17 protein-coding genes, 2 tRNA genes and 1 pseudogene are annotated in these 19,688 nt (G+C 74.2%); 16 read left to right on the forward strand and 4 right to left on the reverse strand.

The annotated features are described in order from the left end of the window. Nucleotides 1-233 precede the first annotated feature (233 nt). Complete coding sequence (locus AD017_RS19465; RefSeq protein ID WP_060575040.1) at nt 234-1,274, forward strand: 3-isopropylmalate dehydrogenase; 1,041 nt, start codon at nt 234-236, stop codon at nt 1,272-1,274. A gap of 49 nt (nt 1,275-1,323) precedes the next feature. On the opposite strand, the gene AD017_RS19470 is transcribed toward AD017_RS19465, so the two are convergent. Further along, a complete protein-coding gene (locus AD017_RS19470) occupies nt 1,324-1,632 on the reverse strand; it encodes an EthD family reductase (RefSeq protein ID WP_010243597.1) in 309 nt (102 codons plus the stop codon). Nucleotides 1,633-1,745: 113 nt separating this feature from the next. Between AD017_RS19470 and gltX the strand changes: the two genes are divergently transcribed. The 5 genes from gltX to AD017_RS19495 all read left to right on the forward strand — a co-directional run bounded on the left by gltX (nt 1,746) and on the right by AD017_RS19495 (nt 4,503). Continuing rightward, nucleotides 1,746-3,230: a glutamate--tRNA ligase gene (gene gltX, locus AD017_RS19475; protein WP_060575041.1), complete on the forward strand. Its 1,485-nt coding sequence runs from the start codon at nt 1,746-1,748 to the stop codon at nt 3,228-3,230. A 66-nt stretch (nt 3,231-3,296) separates the two neighbouring features. Continuing rightward, a tRNA-Gln gene (locus tag AD017_RS19480) sits at nt 3,297-3,368 on the forward strand. Nucleotides 3,369-3,430: 62 nt separating this feature from the next. Further along, nucleotides 3,431-3,503 (forward strand) — tRNA-Glu (locus AD017_RS19485). 197 nt (nt 3,504-3,700) lie between these two features. Beyond that, on the forward strand, nt 3,701-4,165 hold the full coding sequence (locus AD017_RS19490; protein ID WP_060575042.1) for a hypothetical protein: 465 nt from the start codon (nt 3,701-3,703) through the stop codon (nt 4,163-4,165). Beyond that, complete coding sequence (locus tag AD017_RS19495) at nt 4,162-4,503, forward strand: transcriptional regulator (RefSeq protein ID WP_060575043.1); 342 nt, start codon at nt 4,162-4,164, stop codon at nt 4,501-4,503. The genes AD017_RS19490 and AD017_RS19495 overlap by 4 nt, the downstream gene beginning before the upstream one ends. 128 nt (nt 4,504-4,631) lie before the next feature. On the opposite strand, the gene AD017_RS19500 is transcribed toward AD017_RS19495, so the two are convergent. Both AD017_RS19500 and AD017_RS19505 read right to left on the reverse strand, forming a co-directional pair. Continuing rightward, nucleotides 4,632-6,545: an Hsp70 family protein gene (locus tag AD017_RS19500; RefSeq protein WP_060575044.1), complete on the reverse strand. Its 1,914-nt coding sequence runs from the start codon at nt 6,543-6,545 to the stop codon at nt 4,632-4,634. A 95-nt stretch (nt 6,546-6,640) separates the two neighbouring features. Continuing rightward, on the reverse strand, nt 6,641-7,345 hold the full coding sequence (locus tag AD017_RS19505) for an IclR family transcriptional regulator (protein ID WP_050802284.1): 705 nt from the start codon (nt 7,343-7,345) through the stop codon (nt 6,641-6,643). Between the two features lie 92 nt (nt 7,346-7,437). Between AD017_RS19505 and leuC the strand changes: the two genes are divergently transcribed. From leuC to AD017_RS37460, 8 genes and pseudogenes are all read left to right on the forward strand, one after another. Continuing rightward, nucleotides 7,438-8,865, forward strand: coding sequence for a 3-isopropylmalate dehydratase large subunit (gene leuC / locus AD017_RS19510; RefSeq protein WP_060575045.1), 1,428 nt, complete (start codon nt 7,438-7,440; stop codon nt 8,863-8,865). A 14-nt stretch (nt 8,866-8,879) separates the two neighbouring features. After that, a complete protein-coding gene (gene leuD, locus AD017_RS19515) occupies nt 8,880-9,470 on the forward strand; it encodes a 3-isopropylmalate dehydratase small subunit (RefSeq protein WP_060575046.1) in 591 nt (196 codons plus the stop codon). A 141-nt stretch (nt 9,471-9,611) separates the two neighbouring features. Further along, the gene (locus tag AD017_RS33525) at nt 9,612-10,544 is read left to right on the forward strand and encodes an HU family DNA-binding protein (protein WP_082538267.1); all 933 of its coding nucleotides are present in this window, start codon (nt 9,612-9,614) and stop codon (nt 10,542-10,544) included. Nucleotides 10,545-11,258: 714 nt separating this feature from the next. Then, a complete protein-coding gene (locus AD017_RS19525; protein WP_010230440.1) occupies nt 11,259-12,635 on the forward strand; it encodes a sugar transferase in 1,377 nt (458 codons plus the stop codon). 19 nt (nt 12,636-12,654) lie between these two features. Beyond that, entirely contained in the window at nt 12,655-15,792 is a 3,138-nt protein-coding gene (locus tag AD017_RS19530; protein ID WP_060575048.1) for a lipid II flippase MurJ, read from the forward strand. Further along, nucleotides 15,792-16,487, forward strand: a complete 696-nt coding sequence (locus AD017_RS19535) for a polysaccharide deacetylase family protein (protein WP_010241896.1) — start codon at nt 15,792-15,794, stop codon at nt 16,485-16,487. Before AD017_RS19530 ends, AD017_RS19535 begins: the two co-directional genes overlap by 1 nt. Next, on the forward strand, nt 16,484-17,617 hold the full coding sequence (locus AD017_RS19540; RefSeq protein WP_082398818.1) for a glycosyltransferase: 1,134 nt from the start codon (nt 16,484-16,486) through the stop codon (nt 17,615-17,617). Before AD017_RS19535 ends, AD017_RS19540 begins: the two co-directional genes overlap by 4 nt. After that, nucleotides 17,614-17,748: pseudogene (locus tag AD017_RS37460) on the forward strand (Wzz/FepE/Etk N-terminal domain-containing protein); the annotation flags it as partial. The gene AD017_RS19540 and the pseudogene AD017_RS37460, both read left to right, overlap by 4 nt. Here the strand turns inward: AD017_RS37460 and AD017_RS37050 are convergent. Continuing rightward, nucleotides 17,706-18,017 (reverse strand): hypothetical protein, encoded by a 312-nt coding sequence (locus AD017_RS37050; RefSeq protein WP_060575049.1) that lies wholly within the window; start codon nt 18,015-18,017, stop codon nt 17,706-17,708. The pseudogene AD017_RS37460 and the gene AD017_RS37050 sit on opposite strands and share 43 nt — an antisense overlap. Nucleotides 18,018-18,061: 44 nt before the next feature. On the opposite strand from AD017_RS37050, the gene AD017_RS36440 reads away from it, so the two are divergent. Beyond that, on the forward strand, nt 18,062-18,403 hold the full coding sequence (locus AD017_RS36440) for a hypothetical protein (protein ID WP_060575050.1): 342 nt from the start codon (nt 18,062-18,064) through the stop codon (nt 18,401-18,403). Nucleotides 18,404-18,408: 5 nt separating this feature from the next. Beyond that, nucleotides 18,409-19,674, forward strand: a complete 1,266-nt coding sequence (locus tag AD017_RS36445) for a cytochrome P450 (protein WP_082398819.1) — start codon at nt 18,409-18,411, stop codon at nt 19,672-19,674. The last annotated feature ends 14 nt before the right edge of the window (nt 19,675-19,688 follow it).

Consider the following 19,688-nt stretch of genomic DNA (forward strand, 5'->3'; position numbering starts at 1 on the left):
GCCCGGCGCGTGGGCGATCCACCCGGACGGGGGAACCCGGAGGCGACCTTCTCGGCCAGTGGACCGGTGTGACTGGCGACACTGTTCCCCGGATCGGCCGCGTACGGGCGCTCGGACGACCGCGGGCCGCTCATCGTTCACCCGTCCGTGCGCACCCCACCGGGTGGCCGGACGATGACCCTGCGTCGGCAGGCGGTAGCGTGCGGCCAGCAGTACGACGAGAGGACGAGGTCATGCGCCTTGCGGTCATCCCCGGTGACGGCATCGGCCCGGAAGTGATCAACGAGGCACTGAAGGTCCTCGGAGAGGTCGCCCGCGACGTCGAGACGACCGAGTACGACCTCGGTGCCGCCCGCTGGCACTCCACGGGCGAGCTGCTCCCCGAGACGGTGCTGACCGAGATCAAGCAGCACGACGCGATCCTGCTCGGTGCGGTCGGTGACCCGTCGGTCCCGAGCGGCATCCTGGAGCGCGGACTGCTCCTGCGCCTGCGCTTCGAGCTGGACCACCACGTGAACCTGCGCCCGGCGCGGCTCTACCCCGGTGTCCGCAGCCCGCTGGCCGGCAACGCCGAGATCGACATGGTGGTCGTGCGCGAGGGCACCGAGGGGCCGTACGTCGGCACCGGTGGTCTGCTCCGGAAGGACACCCCGCACGAGGTCGCCACCGAGGTCAGCCAGAACACCGCGTTCGGCATCGAGCGGGTCGTCCGCGACGCGTTCGCCCGCGCCCAGCGCCGCCCGCGCCGGCACCTGACCCTGGTGCACAAGACCAACGTGCTGACCTACGCCGGTGCGCTCTGGTCGCGGATCGTGGAGGAGGTGTCGCTGGAGTACCCCGAGGTGTCGGTGGCCTACCAGCACGTCGACTCCACCACGATCCACATGGTCACCGACCCGGGCCGGTACGACGTGATCGTCACCGACAACCTGTTCGGCGACATCCTCACCGACCTCGCTGCCGCGGTGACCGGCGGGATCGGCCTCGCGGCCAGCGGCAACCTCGACGCGAGCCGGACCAACCCGTCGATGTTCGAGCCGGTGCACGGCTCCGCGCCGGACATCGCGGGCCAGGGCATCGCGGACCCGACGGCCGCCGTCCTGTCGGTCGCGCTGCTGCTCGACCACCTGGGACACCCCGACTCGGCCCGTCGGGTCGACGCCGCGGTCGCCTTCGACCTCGCCACCCGGGACCACGCGGCGACAGGCAACACGTCGTCCATCGGTGACCGGCTGGCCGCGCTGGTGTCCAGCCGTGAGGTGGCTACTTCGTAGCTCGTGAGTGGTTATCGCGGTCCTGACCGCGATAACCACTCACGAGCGCCTACGGCGCCGTGGACGGCCCGGTCAGCATCGTGGCGCCGCCGGTCGCGAACTTCCCGACGTCGGCGACGGCGGCCTCGCCCTCCGGGCTGCCCATCGCGGCGCCGAACGCGGCCTGGTCGGCGAACTCCAGCGTCGCGACCAGGTGGTAGGCGGGCTGCGCGCCGTCCGGTCCCGGCTGCGGGCGGCTGACGGTCAGTCGCTGCAGACCCGGGAGCGCCTTGGCCAGCGGGGTGTGGGTGCCGTCGTAGTACTCGTCGAACGCCTTCGGGTCGTCCGGGTGGTGGTACAGGACGGTGAGCTGGTACACGATGCGCGACCTCCTTCGCCGCCGGCGCCTCGGTGCGCCGGCACGATCACCTTGACGCATCCCGGCGCCTCCCGCACCACCCTCTCGGCGGGGGTGGATACGCTGACGGCACCATGAGTACTCCAGCCCAGGTCCGGGTGCGGTTCTCGCCGTCCCCGACCGGAATCCCGCACGTCGGTCTCATCCGCACCGCCCTGTTCAACTGGGCGCACGCCCGCCACCACGGCGGCTCGCTGGTGTTCCGTATCGAGGACACCGATGCCCAGCGGGACTCCACCGAGTCCTACGAGGCCCTCCTCGACGCGCTCACCTGGCTCGGGCTGGACTGGGACGAGGGCGTCGAGAGGGGCGGCCCGCACGGGCCGTACCGGCAGAGCGAGCGCGCCGAGGTCTACGCCGACGCGCTGCGCCGGCTGATCGACGGCGGCGAGGTCTACGAGTCGTTCTCCTCCGGGGAGGAGATCGAGGCCCGCCACCGCGCCGCAGGCCGCGACCCGAAGCTCGGCTACGACAACGCCGACCGCGACCTCACCGACGAGCAGAAGCAGGCGTTCCGCGACGACGGCCGCACGCCCGTCTACCGGCTGCGGATGCCCGACCGCGACATCACCTTCACCGACCTCGTCCGTGGCGAGATCACCTTCAGGGCCGGCCAGGTGCCGGACTTCGTGCTCGCCCGCGGCGACGGCACTCCGCTGTACCCCCTGACCAACCCCGTCGACGACGCGCTGATGGAGATCACGCACGTGCTGCGCGGCGAGGACCTGCTCGCCTCGACGCCGCGGCAGATCGCCCTGCTGGAGGCGCTGGCGCGGGTCGGCATCGGCCACGGGCCCTTCACCTACGCGCACCTGCCGCTGGTGACGGGTGAGGGCAACCGCAAGCTCTCCAAGCGCGACCCGCAGTCGAACCTGTTCCACTACCGCGACCGCGGTTTCGTGCCCGAGGGCCTGCTCAACTACCTCGCCCTGCTCGGCTGGTCGATCGCCGAGGACCGGGACGTGTTCTCGTTGCAGGAGATGACCGAGGCCTTCGACGTGTCCCGGGTGTCGAGCAACGCCGCCCGGTTCGACATCAAGAAGGCCGAGGCGATCAACGCCGCGCACCTGCGGCTGCTCGCCCCGGACGACTTCGCCGCCCGCGTCGTGCCCTACCTCGCGGCCGAGGGGATCGAGGTGACCGGCGCCGACCAGGAACTCCTCGCCGCCGCCGCACCGCTCGTGCAGGAGCGCAGCCAGGTGCTCTCGGACGCGGCCCGGATGCTCGCCTTCCTGTTCCGCGACGAGGACACCTTCACCCCCGACGAGGACGCCGCCACCAAGAACCTGGGTGCCGACGCCGCCCCGGTCCTCGAGGCCGCCGTCGCCGGGCTCTCCTCGCTGGAGGCGTGGGACGCCGCGGTCATCGAGGAGTCGCTGAAGACCTCGCTCGTCGACGGGCTGGGACTCAAGCCGCGGAAGGCGTTCGCGCCCGTGCGCGTCGCGATCAGCGGGCGGACCGTGTCGCCGCCGCTCTACGAGAGCATGGAGCTGCTCGGCCGCGAGCGGTCGCTCGCCCGGCTGGGGGCCGGTGTCAGGCGCTCCCAGGGCATGGTTTAGAGTAGTCGTATCACGGAGATCGGGGCCCGGCCGCGAGCAAGTGAGCGGCCGAGCTCCGATTTTCGATGGGGTATGGTGTAATCGGCAGCACGACTGATTCTGGTTCAGTTAGTCTAGGTTCGAGTCCTGGTACCCCAGCGGAAGCCGTTTGTCGCTCGTTCGGCATCTCGGTTTCTGGCACATCGGAATCATCTCGTCTCGGTCCCGTCGTCTAGCGGCCTAGGACGCCGCCCTCTCAAGGCGGTAGCGCGGGTTCAAATCCCGTCGGGACTACTCTGGTCGAAGGCCCCTGCTCCTCGGAGCAGGGGCCTTCGTCGTGTCCGGGGCCCGGTCGTCGGTCGCGGTGTCCTCCTCCTCGTGCAGCGTGCCCCACCGGCACGCCGTCTCGGGCTGCCTCTGGCATCTACTTCCCGAGTCGCGTACGCTTTCCATATCGCAAGTTGATGCCGATGTAGATGAGGAGTCCCCAGATGTCCGACACGCCCGAGCTCGACCAGGTCGCCGACGCACGACGACGGATCGCGGCCCACGCCGGGTTCCCCGTCGCCTACTGGGTGCTCCTCGGGGTCGCCCTGGTGTTCATCGCCGGGCTCCCGATCTGGTCGAACCTGCTGAACCTCGATCCGGCGTACACGTCGTGGGCGCTCGCGGCGATCGGTATCACCTCGGCGGTCTACTCCGTCCTCCGGCGCCGCCGGTCGGGGGTGCACCTCCCCAAGCGGATCGGCGCCTACCCCAGCGCCCGGCCGAGCTGGATGATCGGGCTCGCCATCGCGCTCGCCGGGTTCATCGTGATCAACCTGCTGGTCCGTGAGGAGCAGCAGACGATCGCGTTGCTCGTGCTCCCGGTCGTCGCGGTGGGGGTGTTCGTCGCACAGGTCAGGACCCGGTCGGCGATGCGGCGGGACATCGAGGCGGGCCGGGTCAGGCCGTGACCGGGGACGACGTCGAGCAGGACCCGACACCCGATCCCGGTGACCGTGCGGGCCGTGAACCGATCTTCGAGACCGGCCCCCGCCTCGCGTTGTGCGCGCTGCTGCAGGGCGCCGAGTGGGTCGACTTCGCCACCGCCCGCGACATGCTGGGCGCCAGCGACTCCGCGGTCTCCAAGCACAGCCGGACGCTCGAGGAGGCCGGCTACCTCGAGGTGCGCAAGGGGTCGGTGGGGCGTCGGCCCCGGACCTGGTTCCGGCTCACGCCGGACGGCCAGGACGCGATCCGCAGGCACCTCGACTGGCTCGCCGATCTGCGCAGCGCGCTCGACACGCCCTGAGCGCGGCGGTGGCCCGTGCCGGCTACCGGCGAACAGGTAGCGGTCCCGGTCGGCGTCCTCGAGCCCGTGGAGGGCGAGGGGAAGCCCTCGCCACGCCGGCCGGCCGCCGTGCGACGGCGCGCTCGCGACTAGCGGGGCTCCGGCCGGGGCACCGGTTGGATCGTCATCGAGCCGGATGGCTCCGTCGTCGGGGTCGGCGGATCGGTCGGCTCCGGGCTGTTATCGGTCGGAGGCGGGTCCTGCGTCGTCGGTGCCGGGGGCGGCGGGGGCGGCGGCGGTGCCACCTCCTCCGACGTCGTCCGGGGGGTCGACGTGCGTTCCCGGGTCGGCTCCGGCTGCCGGGTGGTCGGCTGCTCCTCGGTCGTCGTCGGCGGGGCCTCCGTCGTCGTCGGCATCGCCGGCAGTTCCGGGGTCGCGTTGCTGACGGTCCGGTCCTGCGGCCAGAAGAAGACCGCACCCAGCACCGCCAGCGCTGCCACGACACCGCCCGCACCGATCAGCAGTGCGGGGGACCGGGGCGCGCCGGCCGGTTCGGGGGAGACGGTGGTCTCGCCGTCGTCGTAGGAGCCGGGGTAGCCGTAGACCGCCGTGCCCGGGTCGGCGCCGGGGTGCCCGCCGTACGGCGGTGGGACGACCGGGAGCCGGTCGGTCGGCGGGTCGGCGTTCGCGCCGTCGAGGTACGCGGTCCGGTCGCCGTCCACGGCCGTGACCGGACCGCCGGTGGGCATCCGGTCCGTCAGCGGTTCGCTGCTCTCCCACGGGAGCGGGCCGGGGTCGTCGGCGAGCGAGGCGGCACCGGCGCCGGGAGGCCCGAGGGGGCCGGACGCACCGAGGGGGCCGGACGCACCGAGAGCGCCGAGGGCACCGGCGGCACCTGCTGCACCGGCGGCTCCGGCGAGGAGGTCGGGACCGGCGGGCGACGGCGCGGCCGTCGCCGGGTCCACCGGGCCGAGCGCGACGACCGCGCCCTTGCCGATCGCGTTCTTCGGGTCGGCGTCGACCTGCACGGGGCGGCCGAGGCCGGACGACACCAGCTGGGCGACCAGCGGCACCCGTGACGACCCGCCGACGAGCAGCACCACCGACGGCCCGGACGCCGCCAGCCCCGCGGACGCGATCGCCCGCTGCAGGGCGTCGACCGATTCGTCGAGCCGGGGGCGGATGCGGTCCTCGAAGTCGCTGCGGTGCAGGCGGACCGTCGTCCGGACCTCGCCCAGCCAGACCGGGATCGAGACCTCGGTGTCCGCCGAGAGCGCCTCCTTGGCCTCGCGGCAGTCGCGCCGCAGCCGGGCCATCTGGGCCAGCACGTCGGGATCCGACTCGTCGAGCGCCTCGAACGCCTGCGGCACCGCGTCGCGGACGTGGTCGACGACGGCCTGGTCGAAGTCGGCACCGCCGAGCTGCTCGACGCCCTCGGGCCGGCCGAGCAGGGTGAACAGCGTCCCGCCGATCACCGTCCCGCCGGTGTCGGTGGTCCCCGCGGCCTCCTTGCGGACGACGGCGGCGTCGAACGTCCCGCCGCCCAGGTCGTAGACGGCGACCGTCGCGCCCGCCTCCACGCGCTCGTTCGTCGCGTAGTGCAGGGCGGCGGCCTGCGGCTCGGTGAGGAAAGTGACGGCGAGGCCGCGCTGGGCCAGTGCACCGGCGAAGAGGTCGCGCTTGTGCGCGCCCCAGGACGCGGGGTGGGTCACGGCGACCCGCTCGGCGGGCCCGCCCTCGACCCGGGCCACGATGTCGACGACGTGCCCGGCGAGCAGCGCGGACAGCTGCTCGGCGGTGAAGGCCTGCTCGCCCAGCGGGATCGGCGTCGGGTCGCCGATGCGGCGCTTGAACTCCCGCGCCACCCGGTCCGGCTCGGTCAGCGCGCGGCGCTCGGCGGCCTCGCCGAACAGCAGTGATCCTTCGGGGGCGGCGTACACGACGGACGGGATGTCGACCGAGTGGTCACCGAGGGTGACCATCTCCGGGCCGGGGCTGCCGGAGCGGATGACCGCGGCCGCCGTCCTGGTCGTGCCGACGTCGATGCCCAGCAGGTAGCCCATCGTCTCCCCGGAATGCACTCCACGTCACAGGTGCCCGGCCAGGTGCCGGACCACCACACGGTAGTGGGACGCCTTCCGGTCCAGGACCCCGGGGCTCAGGCGAGCCGGTGCTGCAGGGCGTCGGCCGCGGCGAGCAGGTCGGCCGCCCACCGGACCCCCGGGCGCCTGCCGATCCGCTCCACCGGTCCCGACACCGACACCGCGGCCACGACCTGGCCCGTCGCGTCGCGGACCGGCGCGGACACCGACGCGACGCCGGCCTCGCGCTCGGCGACGCTCTGTGCCCAGCCGCGGCGGCGGACGTCGACCAGCACGCGGTCGGAGAACGTGGCCTCGGAGAGGATGTGGCGCTGGGTCGGGGTGTCGCACCAGGCGGCGAGCACCTTCGCGCCGGACCCGGCCGTCATCGGGAGCCGGGAGCCGACCGGCACGGTGTCCCGCAGGCCGGAGGGCGGCTCGGCGTGCGCGATGCAGATGCGGTGGACGCCGTCGCGCCGGTAGAGCTGGACGCTCTCACCGGTGATGTCGCGCAACCGCGGGAGGACGGCGGCCGCGGCGTCGAGCAGCGGGTCCGGCCGCCCGCCGGCGAGCTGGCCGAGCGTCGGCCCGGGGTGCCACCGGCCGTCGGGGGTGCGCAGCAGCATCCCGTGCGCCTCGAGCCCGACGGCGAGCCGGTGCGCCGTCGCGCGGGGGAGGCCGGTGCGTTCACAGAGCTCGGCCAGCCCACACGGGCCCTCCGCCGTCGCACGGAGAACCCCCACCGCCTTGTCGAGCACGCCGATCCCGCTAGACTGTCCCACGAAGCGATACTAGCTTCCCACGATCTGGGAAGTCCACCGAACTGGACGGTGTCGCGGACCACCACACGAGAGATCGACGAGAGGGAGGCGGCGTGAGCACCGACGCGAAGCCGCGCACGCTGGCCGAGAAGGTCTGGGACCGGCACCTCGTCCGCAAGGGCGAGGGCGACGAGCCCGACCTGCTCTACATCGACCTGCACCTGGTGCACGAGGTCACCAGCCCGCAGGCGTTCGACGGGCTCCGGCTCGCCGGCCGGAAGGTCCGCCGCCCGGACCTCACCATCGCCACCGAGGACCACAACGTACCCACCCTCGACGTCCTCTCCCCGATCGCCGACGAGGTGTCCCGTACCCAGGTGGACACCCTGCGCCGCAACTGCGACGAGTTCGGCGTCCGGCTGTACCCGATGAACGACCCCGAGCAGGGGATCGTGCACGTCGTCGGGCCGCAGCTCGGGCTGACCCAGCCGGGCACGACCGTCGTCTGCGGGGACTCGCACACCTCCACGCACGGCGCGTTCGGTGCGATGGCGTTCGGCATCGGCACCTCCGAGGTCGAGCACGTCATGGCGACCCAGACGCTGCCGCTGAAGCCGTTCCGGACGATGGCGATCAACGTCAACTCCTCCGACGGTACCCTGCGCCCGGGCGTGACCAGCAAGGACGTCATCCTCGCCGTCATCGCGAAGATCGGCACCGGCGGCGGCCAGGGGCACGTGCTGGAGTACCGCGGCAACGTGATCGAGAACCTCTCGATGGAAGCCCGGATGACGGTGTGCAACATGTCGATCGAGGCGGGCGCGCGGGCGGGCATGATCGCTCCCGACGCGACGACGTTCGCCTACCTCGAGGGCCGCGACCACGCGCCGTCCGGTGCGGACTGGGACGCCGCCGTGGAGGACTGGCGGTCCCTGCGCACCGACGACGGTGCCGAGTTCGACCGCGTCGTCGACATCGACGCCGACGACCTGACCCCGTTCGTCACCTGGGGCACCAACCCCGGGCAGGGGCTGCCGCTGGGCGCCTCGGTGCCGGACCCGGAGCGGATCACCGACGAGGGTGAGCGTGCGTCGGTCGAGAAGGCCCTGTCCTACATGGGCCTGACCGGCGGCACCCCGCTGCGCGACGTGAGCGTCGACGCCGTCTTCGTCGGCTCCTGCACCAACGGCCGGATCGAGGACCTCCGCTCGGTCGCGCAGATCCTGGACGGGCGGACGATCGCGAAGGGCGTCCGGATGCTCGTCGTCCCGGGGTCGATGCGGGTGCGGTTCCAGGCCGAGGAGGAGGGCCTGGACGCGATCTTCACGACGGCCGGTGCCGAGTGGCGCTCCGCCGGGTGCTCGATGTGCCTGGGCATGAACCCGGACCAGCTCGCCCCGGGTGAGCGGTGCGCGTCCACGTCGAACCGCAACTTCGAGGGCCGGCAGGGCAAGGGCGGGCGGACCCACCTGGTGTCGCCGCTGGTGGCCGCCGCGACCGCCGTCCGCGGCACCCTGAGCTCGCCCGAAGACCTGGACTGAGAGGACCGCGACAGATGGACAAGTTCGAGACCCACACCGGGATCGGCGTGCCGCTGCGCTGGTCCAACGTGGACACCGACCAGATCATCCCGGCCGTGTACCTGAAGCGGGTCACGCGGACCGGCTTCGAGGACGGGCTGTTCTCGGCGTGGCGGCAGGACCCGTCGTTCGTGCTCAACAACGAGTCGTACGACCGCGGGTCCGTGCTGGTCGCCGGCCCGGACTTCGGCACCGGGTCGTCGCGGGAGCACGCCGTCTGGGCGCTGATGGACTACGGCTTCCGGGTCGTGATCTCGGCGCGGTTCGCCGACATCTTCCGCGGCAACTCGGCCAAGGCCGGCCTGGTCGCCGCCCAGGTCGAGCAGCCCGACGTCGAGCTGATCTGGAAGAAGCTCGAGAACGAGCCCGGGACCGAGGTCACGGTCGACCTGGGGGAGAAGACGATCCAGGTCGGCGACCTGACCGTCACCTTCGACATCGACGACTACGCGCGGTGGCGGCTGCGGGAGGGACTCGACGACATCGGGCTCACCCTGCGCCACGAGGACGCGATCACCGCGTTCGAGGGAACCCGCCCGGAGCGGATGCCGCGCACGACGGCCTGAGGTCGCAGCGGGTGGCCGCCGTCCGCACCCCCGGGTGTGGCGGCGGTCACTCACATGGACCTGTTCCGACGGAGGGTATGCGAGCTGGACTCCCGGCGGGATCTGGTGCGGGGCAGGGGCGGAGCCCTACCGTTCGTGACCATGAACAAGGCTCAGCTCGTCGATGCGCTGACCACCCGGCTCGGTGACCGTCGCGCAGCGGCCGAGGCCGTGGACGCGATGGTCGACGTCATCGTGGACACCGTCGGCGCCGGTGGCACGGTCACCCTGACGGGATTCGGGGTGTTCGAGCCCCGGCGGCGGGCGCCGCGGACCGCGCGCAACCCGCGGACCGGGGAGACGGTCCCGGTCGCCGAGACGGTGGTGCCGTCGTTCCGTCCGGGGGCCGCGTTCAAGGAACGGGTCGCGGACAGCGAGGCCGCCGCGGCGGGCGCGACGAGCGCGCCGCGTCGTGCCCCGCGCGAACGCGCCGCCTCGGACGGGGCCACGGGGGCCTCGGCCGACGCGTCGGCGAGCGCACCGGCCACCGGGTCCGCGTCGTCGGGGTCGCGGACGAGGTCCGTCCCCGCGCGGGGATCCGGGGCGAAGCGGACACCGGCTCGGAGCAACGCCGCCGGGAGCGCGGCGAAGGGTGCGACGGCGAAGGGCTCGGCCGCGAAGGGTACCGCTGCGAAGGGTGCCGCCGCTGAGGGCACTGCGGCGAAGACCGGCACGGCGTCGAAGACCGGCACGGCTGCGAAGAGCACGGCGAAGACCGGCACAGCCGAGAAGAGCACGGCCGCGAAGAGCGGCACGGCGGCGAAGACCGGCACGACCGCGAAGAGCACCGCTGCGAAGAGCACCGCTGCGAAGGGTGCGGGGAGCACGGGGGCGTCCACGGGTCGCGCCGCGAAGGGTGCCGCCGCGAAGGGTGCCGGCGCGAAGGGTGCCGGCGCGAAGAGCGCGTCGGGTGGGCGCAGCACCCGGACCACCGCCACCAGGAAGACCGTCCCGCCGGACACGAGCGCGCCGGGTGCCGGCGACGCGGCGGGCAGGCCCGCGACCCGCCGGAGCGCGGGAGCCGCGAAGAAGTAGCGCGTCCCGGGCCCGGCCCGCGCGGCGGCGACGTCCCGCGGGCGCCGTCGGCGACCCCGGCGCCGGTCATCGGGGCCGCGCCGCGGGACGAGATCGGGCGGCCCCCGCCCCGGGGCGGCGGGTTCGGCCGGGCCGACGTCGACGCCGGAGGGCGGTGGCGGATCCGGGCCCGCGCACCCGGCCGGCGGTGCTCCCGCCGACAGCTGTACCCCTGCGCTCATTCCTTGATCGAATTGTTCGTCGGCCGGTCTGTCCGAAGGCGAATCGTCGTGGTCCGGTGCCGGGTGACATGTACGCGGAAAGATCCGGAACCCGCCACGAAATGTCTGGTTCGCGACGGAGGGTTCGATTCCGGATCCGCGTGATCCACCGTTCCGAACGGATCATGCACATCGTGCAGCCTGTGTCGTCGCTGGTCCACGCGCCGTAGAGCGTCTCCTCCCTCTGTCATACAGGCCCTGGTCCTCGGGATGCGGGGATCGTCCCGGCAACGTCGGGCCAGTGCGCCGGACGTACCAGTCCGACTCCGTCGTTCGGGCTCAGAATCGGGTCGCATACACAATTCTGGGGTACTGGACCGCCGCCTTCGCTAACACCGGCGTCGTGCCGGGCGAATCGACGTGTACCGCGCCGGTGCGAACCGGGGAATCGGTATCCGGGTCAATTTCCGTGGGTGGGGGCACTCGTGGGGCCGGCGCGCGTCGGAGGTGGGTAATGATCGGGAACGCCGTGACGGTCGGGGAGATCCGGGACCAGGTCCCGCGATGGCTGCCCGGCGTGCGGGCCTGGATGGTCGTCCCGTCCCTCGACGGCCTCCTGCTGCTGACCCCGGTCCTCTGGAACCCCGACCAGTGGAAGGCGGTCGTCGTGCACGCGGTGCTCGGCGTCCTCCTGCTGACCGGGGCCCGCCGCTACCGGGCCCGGCTCCAGCTGGGTGTCCTCGACGAGCTGCCCTCGATCGTCGGCCGGATGCTGATCGCGACCGGGATCGTGGCCGCCGTCATCGCCGCCCGGCACGAGCAGCAGTCCGCGGTCGTGTTCCTGACCAACGCCGCGCTCGTCACCGCGCTGGTCGTCCTCGGGCGTGCGCTCACGACCGCGCTGATCGCCTGGTCCCGCCGGAACCGGATCAGCCGGCACCGGGGGATCCTCATCGGCGGCGGACCGCTCGCCGCGGGGCTCGCCGACATCACCCGGGACGACCCGGGCTACGCGCTGGAGGTCGTCGGGTACGTCGACGACGGTCCGTCCCAGCCCGACCCGCCCGACGTGCCGTGCTGGGGCAAGGTCACCGATCTCGACGCCACCGTCCGGCGGACCGGGGCCGACGTGCTGATCGTCGCCGACGGGGCGTTCTCCGAGCGGGAGGTGCTCGACGCCGTCCGGGCACCGGCCTGCGCGGCGTGCGACCTGCTCGTCGTCCCGCGGTTGCACCACTTCCAGACCCAGGGTTCGTCGGACCGGATCGGGTCGATCCCGGTGATGCGGATCCTGACGCCGTCGCTGCGGGGGCCGTCCCGGCTCGTGAAGCGGATCTTCGACCTCGTGCTGTCGGGGGCCGCGCTGGTCGTGCTCTCCCCGGTCGTCGCGCTCGCCGCGCTGGCCACCCGGCTGGAGGGCGGGCCGGGGGTGATCTTCCATCAGGAGCGCGTCGGCCGGGACGGACGGGTGTTCGACTGCCTGAAGATCCGCACCCTGACCCCGCGCGACGCCCAGGACTCCGGCCAGACGTGGTCGGTCTCGCACGACGACCGGGTGGGACCGGTCGGCCGGTTCCTCCGCCGGACCTCGATCGACGAGCTGCCCCAGTTGTGGAACATCCTGCGCGGGGACATGTCGCTGGTCGGGCCCCGTCCGGAGCGTCCGTTCTTCGTGGACCGGTTCACCGCCGACTTCGACCGGTACGGCCACCGGCACCGCGTGCAGGCCGGTCTGACCGGGCTCGCGCAGGTCAACGGGCTGCGCGGGGACACCTCGATCGCCGACCGGGCCCGCTACGACAACCACTACATCGAGAACTGGACGCTCTGGCTGGACCTGAAGATCGTGTTGCGGACCTTCGCCCAGGTCCTCCTGGCCCGGGGCCGGTAGAGCGCCGGTGGGAGAGAGGATGCCGGTCCTGGATCGGCCGACCGGCGTCCCGGAGCACGCCCCGGCGTCCACGGTGGCCGGATCGCGGCCGGTCCGCGCCGCGCTCGTCCCGCTCGCCGCGCTCGCCACCGGCTGGTCGTCGGCCGTGCACCGGCCCGCCCCCCTGGTGGCGGCGATGCTGGTGTTGCTGTGCGTGCCGCTCCGGATCGACGCCGGCGGATCCGCCTTCGGCCCCGGCGACCTCGCCTCGGTCGTCCTCGTGGGCGTGGCCGCGACGGCGTACGTCCGGTCCGGTCCGCCGCTCGCCCGTCCACTGGTGCTGCTGTTCGGGGGTGTGCTGCTGGGCGGGGCGCTCGCCACGCTCACCGCGTACGACCCGACGGGCAGCCTGGTCGGGCTCGTCCGCTACCTCCAGCTGTTCGTGCTGGTGCCGCTCGCCGTCGTCGTGTCGATCCGGTCCGTCCGCGACGCGCGGCTCGTCGTCGGGGCGCTGATCGGGATCGCGGCGCTGCAGGGTGCGTCCGGGCTGTGGCAGGTCGCCACCGGCGACGGCGCGTCGTTCGGCGGGGCGCCGATCCGCGCGGTGGGCACCTTCGGCGCGAGCGACGTCATCGCGATGTCGGCGGTGGTCGGCACCGGCCTGGTGGCCTGCGTGGCGTTCGCGACGACGACGCGGGGCCGGGAGCGGGCCTGCTGGATCGCGTTGTCGGTCGTCCTGCTGGTGCCGCTGGGGCTCTCGCTGAGCCGCGGCAGCTGGATCGCCACCGGGATCGCGGTGCTGCTGGTCCTGGCGCTGGCCGGGCGGCGGGTGCTCCTGGTGTCGCTGGCCGTCGCGCCGGCCTGGGCCACGGTACTCGTCGGCGGCTTCGGGATCGGCTCCGCGGTGCTGGCCGAGCGGCTCGACTCGATCACCGGTGCGGTCGGGACGCCGGACTCGTCGGTCACCGACCGGTACGACCTGTGGGAGACGGCGCTGTCGATCTGGCGGGACCACCCGTGGACCGGGGTCGGGATCAAGGCCTTCCCGCTGTTCCGGGACGGGCACGCGCCGATCGGTCTGAGCTCGGGCAGCGACATCGAGGGGGCCGGGTCCGGGTTCGCCCGGCAGGCACTGCTGTCCCCGCACAACCAGTACCTGCTCGTCCTGTCCGAGCAGGGGATCCTGGGGGCCGGTGCGTTCGCCGCGCTGGTGCTGGTGCTGACGGTCGGCGCCGTCGTGGTGCTCCGGCGGTGCCCGGCACCGGTGCGGGGGATCGGTGCGGCGACGGCCGGGCTGATGCTCTGGCAGGCGGTCCAGTTCACCTACGGCGATCTCGGCGGCCCGTCGAGCCTGCTCACCTCGACGGTGATCGGGCTGGCGGGATGGTGGGTGTTCGGCCGGTGGACGGCGCCGGCCCCGACCGACGCGGAGCGGACGGCCCGGGTGCGCGCGGTCCGGCCGAGGAGGGCCGAGCCGGGAACGGTCGCCGCCGCGGTGGTCGACGGCCGGGTGCCCGGGGCGCGGCCCGCGCCGCTCGGGCCCGCCGTTCCCGCGCCCCGCCCGCCGGGCGCGGTGCCACCCCGGACCGGAACCCCGCGCCCGGAGAACCCGGACACCCCGGACCCCGACTCCGGGCGCGCGGTCGCGCGGGCCGCCGCGCTCTCGGCGGCCCTGGCCGCGGCCGGATCGCTCCTGGGGCTCGTCCGCGACCTCCTCGTCGCCGCCTTCTTCGGCGCCACCGGCGAGACCGACGCGTTCCTGGTCGCCTGGACCGTCCCGGAGACCCTCGCGCCCCTGCTGATCGAGGGAGCGATGGCGTTCGTGCTGGTCCCGGCGTTCGGCCGGGCCCTGGTGGCGGCCGAGGAGCGCCGCCGGACCACCCGCCTGCTGGGCGTGCCGAGCATGTCCGACCCGGTCGCCGAGCTGATCGAGAGCACCCTGCCCGTGGTCCTCGTGGCGCTCACGCTGCTCGGGGCGGTGACCGGGCTGGGGGCGCCGTGGCTGATCGCCGTCCTCGCCCCGGGGCTGACCGACCCGGCGCTGGCGGTGCTCTGCATGCGCGTCGTCGCGATCACGATCCCGCTGCTCGGCGCGGCCGGCTACCTCGCGGCGGCACTGCGGACGCACCACCGGTTCGCGGCGCCTGCCGCCATCTACCTGGCCTACAACGCCGGGATCGTCGGCACCGTCCTGCTCACCCGCGAGTCCCTCGGGGTGGTCGGCGCGGCGCTCGGGATCTCGGTCGGTGCCGCACTGATGGTGCTGGTGCAGCTGCCGTCGGCCCGCCGGGTGCTGCCCCGCATGCGGGCATTCTCGCTGCACAGGCGCACGACGCTGTTCACCTTCGCCGCGGTGCTGCCCATCGTCGCCTACACGCTGTCCCGGCAGGCGCAGACGTTCGTCGAACGCTTCGCCGGTTCGGGGCTCGCCGAGGGCACGATCTCGCACCTGAACTACGCGCAGAAGGTCGCCCAGATCCCGATCACGTTGTCCTTCATGGCGGCCGCCGTCACCTTCCCGATCTTCGCGCGCAGCGTGGCCGCCGGCCGGCGGGACGACGCCCGGCGCCGGATGGAGGTCGACGTCCTGGTCATCGGCACGGTCGCGATGGTCGTCGCCGTCTACCTGTGGATCTTCGGCCCGGCGGTGGTCGGGACGCTGTTCGAGCGGGGCGCGTTCACCGCCGCGGACACCGCGGCGACCGTCGCGATCCTGCGGGTCTACGTCCTCGGGCTGCTCGGGCAGGCGCTGGTGAACCTGCTCGTGCGGCCGTACTACACGTTCGACGGCCGGGTCTGGTTCCCGGCGGTCGCGATGGGGGCCGGACTGGTGGCGACCGTCGGTGCGACGTTCCTGCTGGTCGGGCCGTTCGGCGCGGCCGGGATCGCCGGCGCGAACGCCGCCGGCATCTCGCTGACCGCGCTGCTGCTGGTCGCCGGGTCCGGCCGCAGGCTGCCGGTGGCGCCGGGGCAGGCGGGCTACGAGCGGCTCGCCGCCGTCGGGCTGCCCGCCGCGGCGGCCGCGGCGGGCGCCGGATACCTGGTCTCCGGTCCGCTGGCCGGGCTGCCCGTCGTCGTCCAGGCGGCCGTGGGCGGGGTGGTCGTGCTCGCGGCCGCCGCGTCCGTCCCGCTGCTCGTGCACGCCGTCCGCCGGCGCCGGCCGGCGAGGAGGACCTGATGCGCCGCCCGTTCATCCTCATGTACCACTCCGTCGGCCGGATCGGCGACGACCCGCACCGGCTCACCGTCACCCCGGAACGGCTCGACGCGCAGCTCGCGGCGCTGCGTGCGCAGGGCCTGCGGGGACGGTCCATCCGGGACCTCGCGGCGAGCGGCGGCCGGGCCGTCGGGCTGACCTTCGACGACGGCTACGCCGACTTCCTCACCGAGGCGGTCCCGGTGCTGCAGGCGCACGGCTGCACCGCCACCGTGTTCGCGCTGGCCGGCCTGTTCGGCCGGGACAACGAGTGGGACCCCGACGGTGACCGGAGACCGTTGCTCGACGTCGCCGGGCTGCGCGCGGTCGAGGACGCCGGCATGGAGGTCGGCTCGCACGGGCTGCGGCACCGGCACCTGCCGCTCCTGGAGCCCGACGAGCTCGCCGACGAGGTCCGGACGAGCCGGAACCGGTTGTCGCTGGTCCTCGGCCGTCCGGTCGACGGGTTCGCCTACCCCTACGGCGAGCTGGGCGGACGCGAGGTCGAGGCGGTCCGCCGGGCCGGGTACCGCTACGCCTGCGCGGTCGACCCGCGCGGGTCGGCCGCGGCCGGGATCCACGCGCTGCCCCGCAGCTACGCGGGGCAGCGCGACACCGGGCCGCGGCTGCTCGCCAAGCGGCTCCGGCACGCCGGACGGGTGGCGGTGTCGTCATGAGGGTGCTGCACGTGATCACCGGGCTGAACGCGGGCGGGGCGGAGCAGTGGCTCTGGACGCTGGTCGGGAACAGCCGCCACGACAACGAGGTGCTGGCCCTGTCCGAGCCGGGGGTGCTCGCCGAGGCCCTGTGCCGGACGGGCGTGCGGGTGTCCTGCGCCGGGATGCGCGGCAACCGGGACGTGCTCGCCGCGGTGGGCCTGGTCGGCCGGATCCGGGCGCGGCGGCCGGACGTCGTCCACACGCACCTGTTCCGGGCCCAGCTCTACGGCGCGCTCGCCGCCCGGCTCGCCGGGGTCCGCACGGTGGTCAGCACCGAGCACTCGCTGAACCGGACCCGGATCGAGGGCCGGCCCACCACGCGTCCCGGGGTGCGGCTGCTCTACCGGGTCGGTGCGGCCTGCACCGACCGCACCGTCGCGGTGTCCCGGCCGGTCGCCGACCTGCTCGCGGACGGATGGACGCGGGCGGACCGCACCGTCGTCGTCCCGCTGGGGATCGACCGGCAGACGTTCGTCTTCGACCCGGCCGCCCGGCGCCGGGTACGGGACCGGCTGGGCGTGCCGCCGGACGTGCCGCTCGTCGGCGGGGTCGGACGGCTGGTGCCGGGGAAGCGGTTCGAGGTGCTGCTCGACGCCGTCGCCCACCTGCCCGGGGCGCACGTCGTCGTCGCCGGTGCCGGGCCGGAACGCGACCGCCTGCTCCGCCGGGCCGCCCACCTCGGGATCGCGCACCGGGTGCACCTGCCCGGCGAGGTGGCGGAGCCGGCTCCGCTGCTGTGCGCGATGGACGCCTTCGCCTCCCCGTCGGCCGAGGAGACCTTCGGCATGGCCGTGCTGGAGGCCCTCGCCTCCGGCCTCCCGGCGGTGTACGTGCGGTGCCCCGCGCTGGAGGGCGGCCCGCCCGTGCCCGGCGCGGTGCACGTCGGACCGGGCACCGACGAGCTCACCGCGGCGCTGCGCGCGGCGCTGCTGCGGGGGCCGTGGGCGCGGCGGCCGCCGCCCGGGCTGGACCGGTTCGACCCGGCCGTGGCGGCCCGCACGATCGACGACCTCTACGACGAACTCGTCCGCGGCGGGGGCCGCGGGCACGGCGTCCGGACCGGACGCGGAACGAGGAGCAACCGATGATCGCTTTCCGACGGAACCTCGACCGGCTGGCCGCGCGCTGGCTGCTGGTCGTGCTGCTCGTCCTGCTCGGCGCCGGTGCCGGGCTGCTCTACACGTACCTGACGCCACCGACGTACCGGTCGTCCGCGCTGGTCGTGGCGACCGAGCTGCAGCCCGGCGGGGACCGCCGCGACGTCAGCTTCGGGCAGGCGTACGGCCGGCTGATCGACCAGCAGGGCATCCTGACCTCCGCCGCCGAGGCCGCGGGGACGACCGTCGAGGAGGCCCGGAACTCGCTGGCCTCCTCCACGTCGCCGGAGAGCCCGATGATCGAGATCACCGGCACCGGGGCCACCCCGGTGGCGGCGGCGGACATGGTGAACGCGGCCGCGGCGGCGATCGTCGACACCGCGGGGGACACGCCTCGGCGACACCGGGGTCCGGCTGCTCGTCCTGAGCCCGGGGGTGCCGCCGGACCAGCAGATCTCGCCCGACCTGACCGTCGATGTCGCGGTCGGCGGGGCCGCCGGGTTCCTGCTCGGCGGCCTGCTGCTGCTCGGCGGCCCCGCCACCCGGCGTCGCGACGGCGGCCCGGGCGTCCCGTGGCAGCGCCGCAACGACCCGCCGTGGCCCCCGGAACCGGCGCCCGGTCCGGCACTCGGCCCGGCACCCGGCCAGGCACTCGGCCCGGTCCTCGGCCCGGCGCCCGGTCCCGTCGCGGACACGGGCGACACGACCCGCCCCGTCCCCACCCCGGAGCGGGCGGAACGCAACGGGGCGGCCCCCTCGCCCACCCCCCGGCGGTGACGGAGGTGCGGCACACGGATGCGGGGCCCTCGTCCCCGCTGCGCGGCCGACCGGCCGACGACGTCGCCGACCCGGCGTTCTGGGCGCTGCCCGAACGGGAGCGGGCGGACGCGTTCGCCCGGCTCCGCGCCGCGGGCGGACCGCGCTTCGTGCCCGGCCACGGCCGCGACGAGGGGTTCTACGCGGTCGTCCGGCACGCCGACGTGATGACGGCGAGCACGTCGCCGCAGCTGTTCGCCAGCGAGCCGAGCGTGACGACCCCGCCGCCGCCCGCCTGGGTGCGTGCGGTGTTCGGCGACTCCATGGTCAACCTCGACGGGGACCGGCACACCGAGCTGCGCCGGATCGTCCAGCGGGCCTTCACCCCCCGACGGGTCGCGCTCATCGAGGAGTCGATCTCCCGGGTGGCCCGGACCGTCGTCGACGACGTGCTGGCCCGCGGCTCCGGGGACGTCGTGTCCACGATCGCGGCTCCGGTCCCCACCCACGTGATCTGCGAGATGATGGGGATCCCACCGGAACGCCGCGGGTGGGTCCTCGCGCAGGTCGACGGCTCCACCGAGCTCATCGGCGTCGAGGGCGCCGGGCGCAGGCGGCTGCGGGTCCCCGGCCGCAACCTCGCCGCCCTGGTGCGGCTGCACCTGCTGGTGCGCCGGATCGGGCGGGACCGTCGCGCCCGGCCCGCCGGTGACCTCGTCTCCGACCTGGTCTCCGCCGAGGTGGGCGGTGACCGGCTCGACGGGCGCCGGCTCGGGGCGTTCTTCTCGCTGCTGCTGGTGGCCGGGATCGAGACGACCCGCAACGCCGTCGCGCACGGGGTGCGGCTGCTGTCGGAGCACCCCGACCAGCGCGCGCTGCTGCTGTCCGACCTCGACCGGCACCTCGACGGCGCGGTCGAGGAGATCCTGCGGGTCTCCACCCCGATCGTGCAGTTCCGGCGGAACGTCGCGGGCGACACCGAGCTGGGCGGGACGCCGCTCCCGGCCGGTGCCCGGGTGGTGCTGTTCTACGCGTCGGCGAACCGCGACGAGGCCGTCTTCACCGACCCGGACCGCTTCGACATCACCCGCCGGCCGAACCCGCACCTCGCCTTCGGCGGCACCGGGCCGCACTACTGCCTCGGCGCCCACCTCGCGCGCCGCGAGCTGCGGACGCTGTTCCGGGAGCTCCTCGAACGGGCGCCCGGCATCCGCACGACCGGCCCGGCGGAGACCGTGCCGTCCAGCTTCGACCACCGGATCCGGCGGCTGCCCTTCACGGTCGACCGCTGACCGTCCCCACCCCA

The organism is Pseudonocardia sp. EC080619-01, from assembly GCF_001420995.1.
Lineage (GTDB): Bacteria > Actinomycetota > Actinomycetes > Mycobacteriales > Pseudonocardiaceae > Pseudonocardia.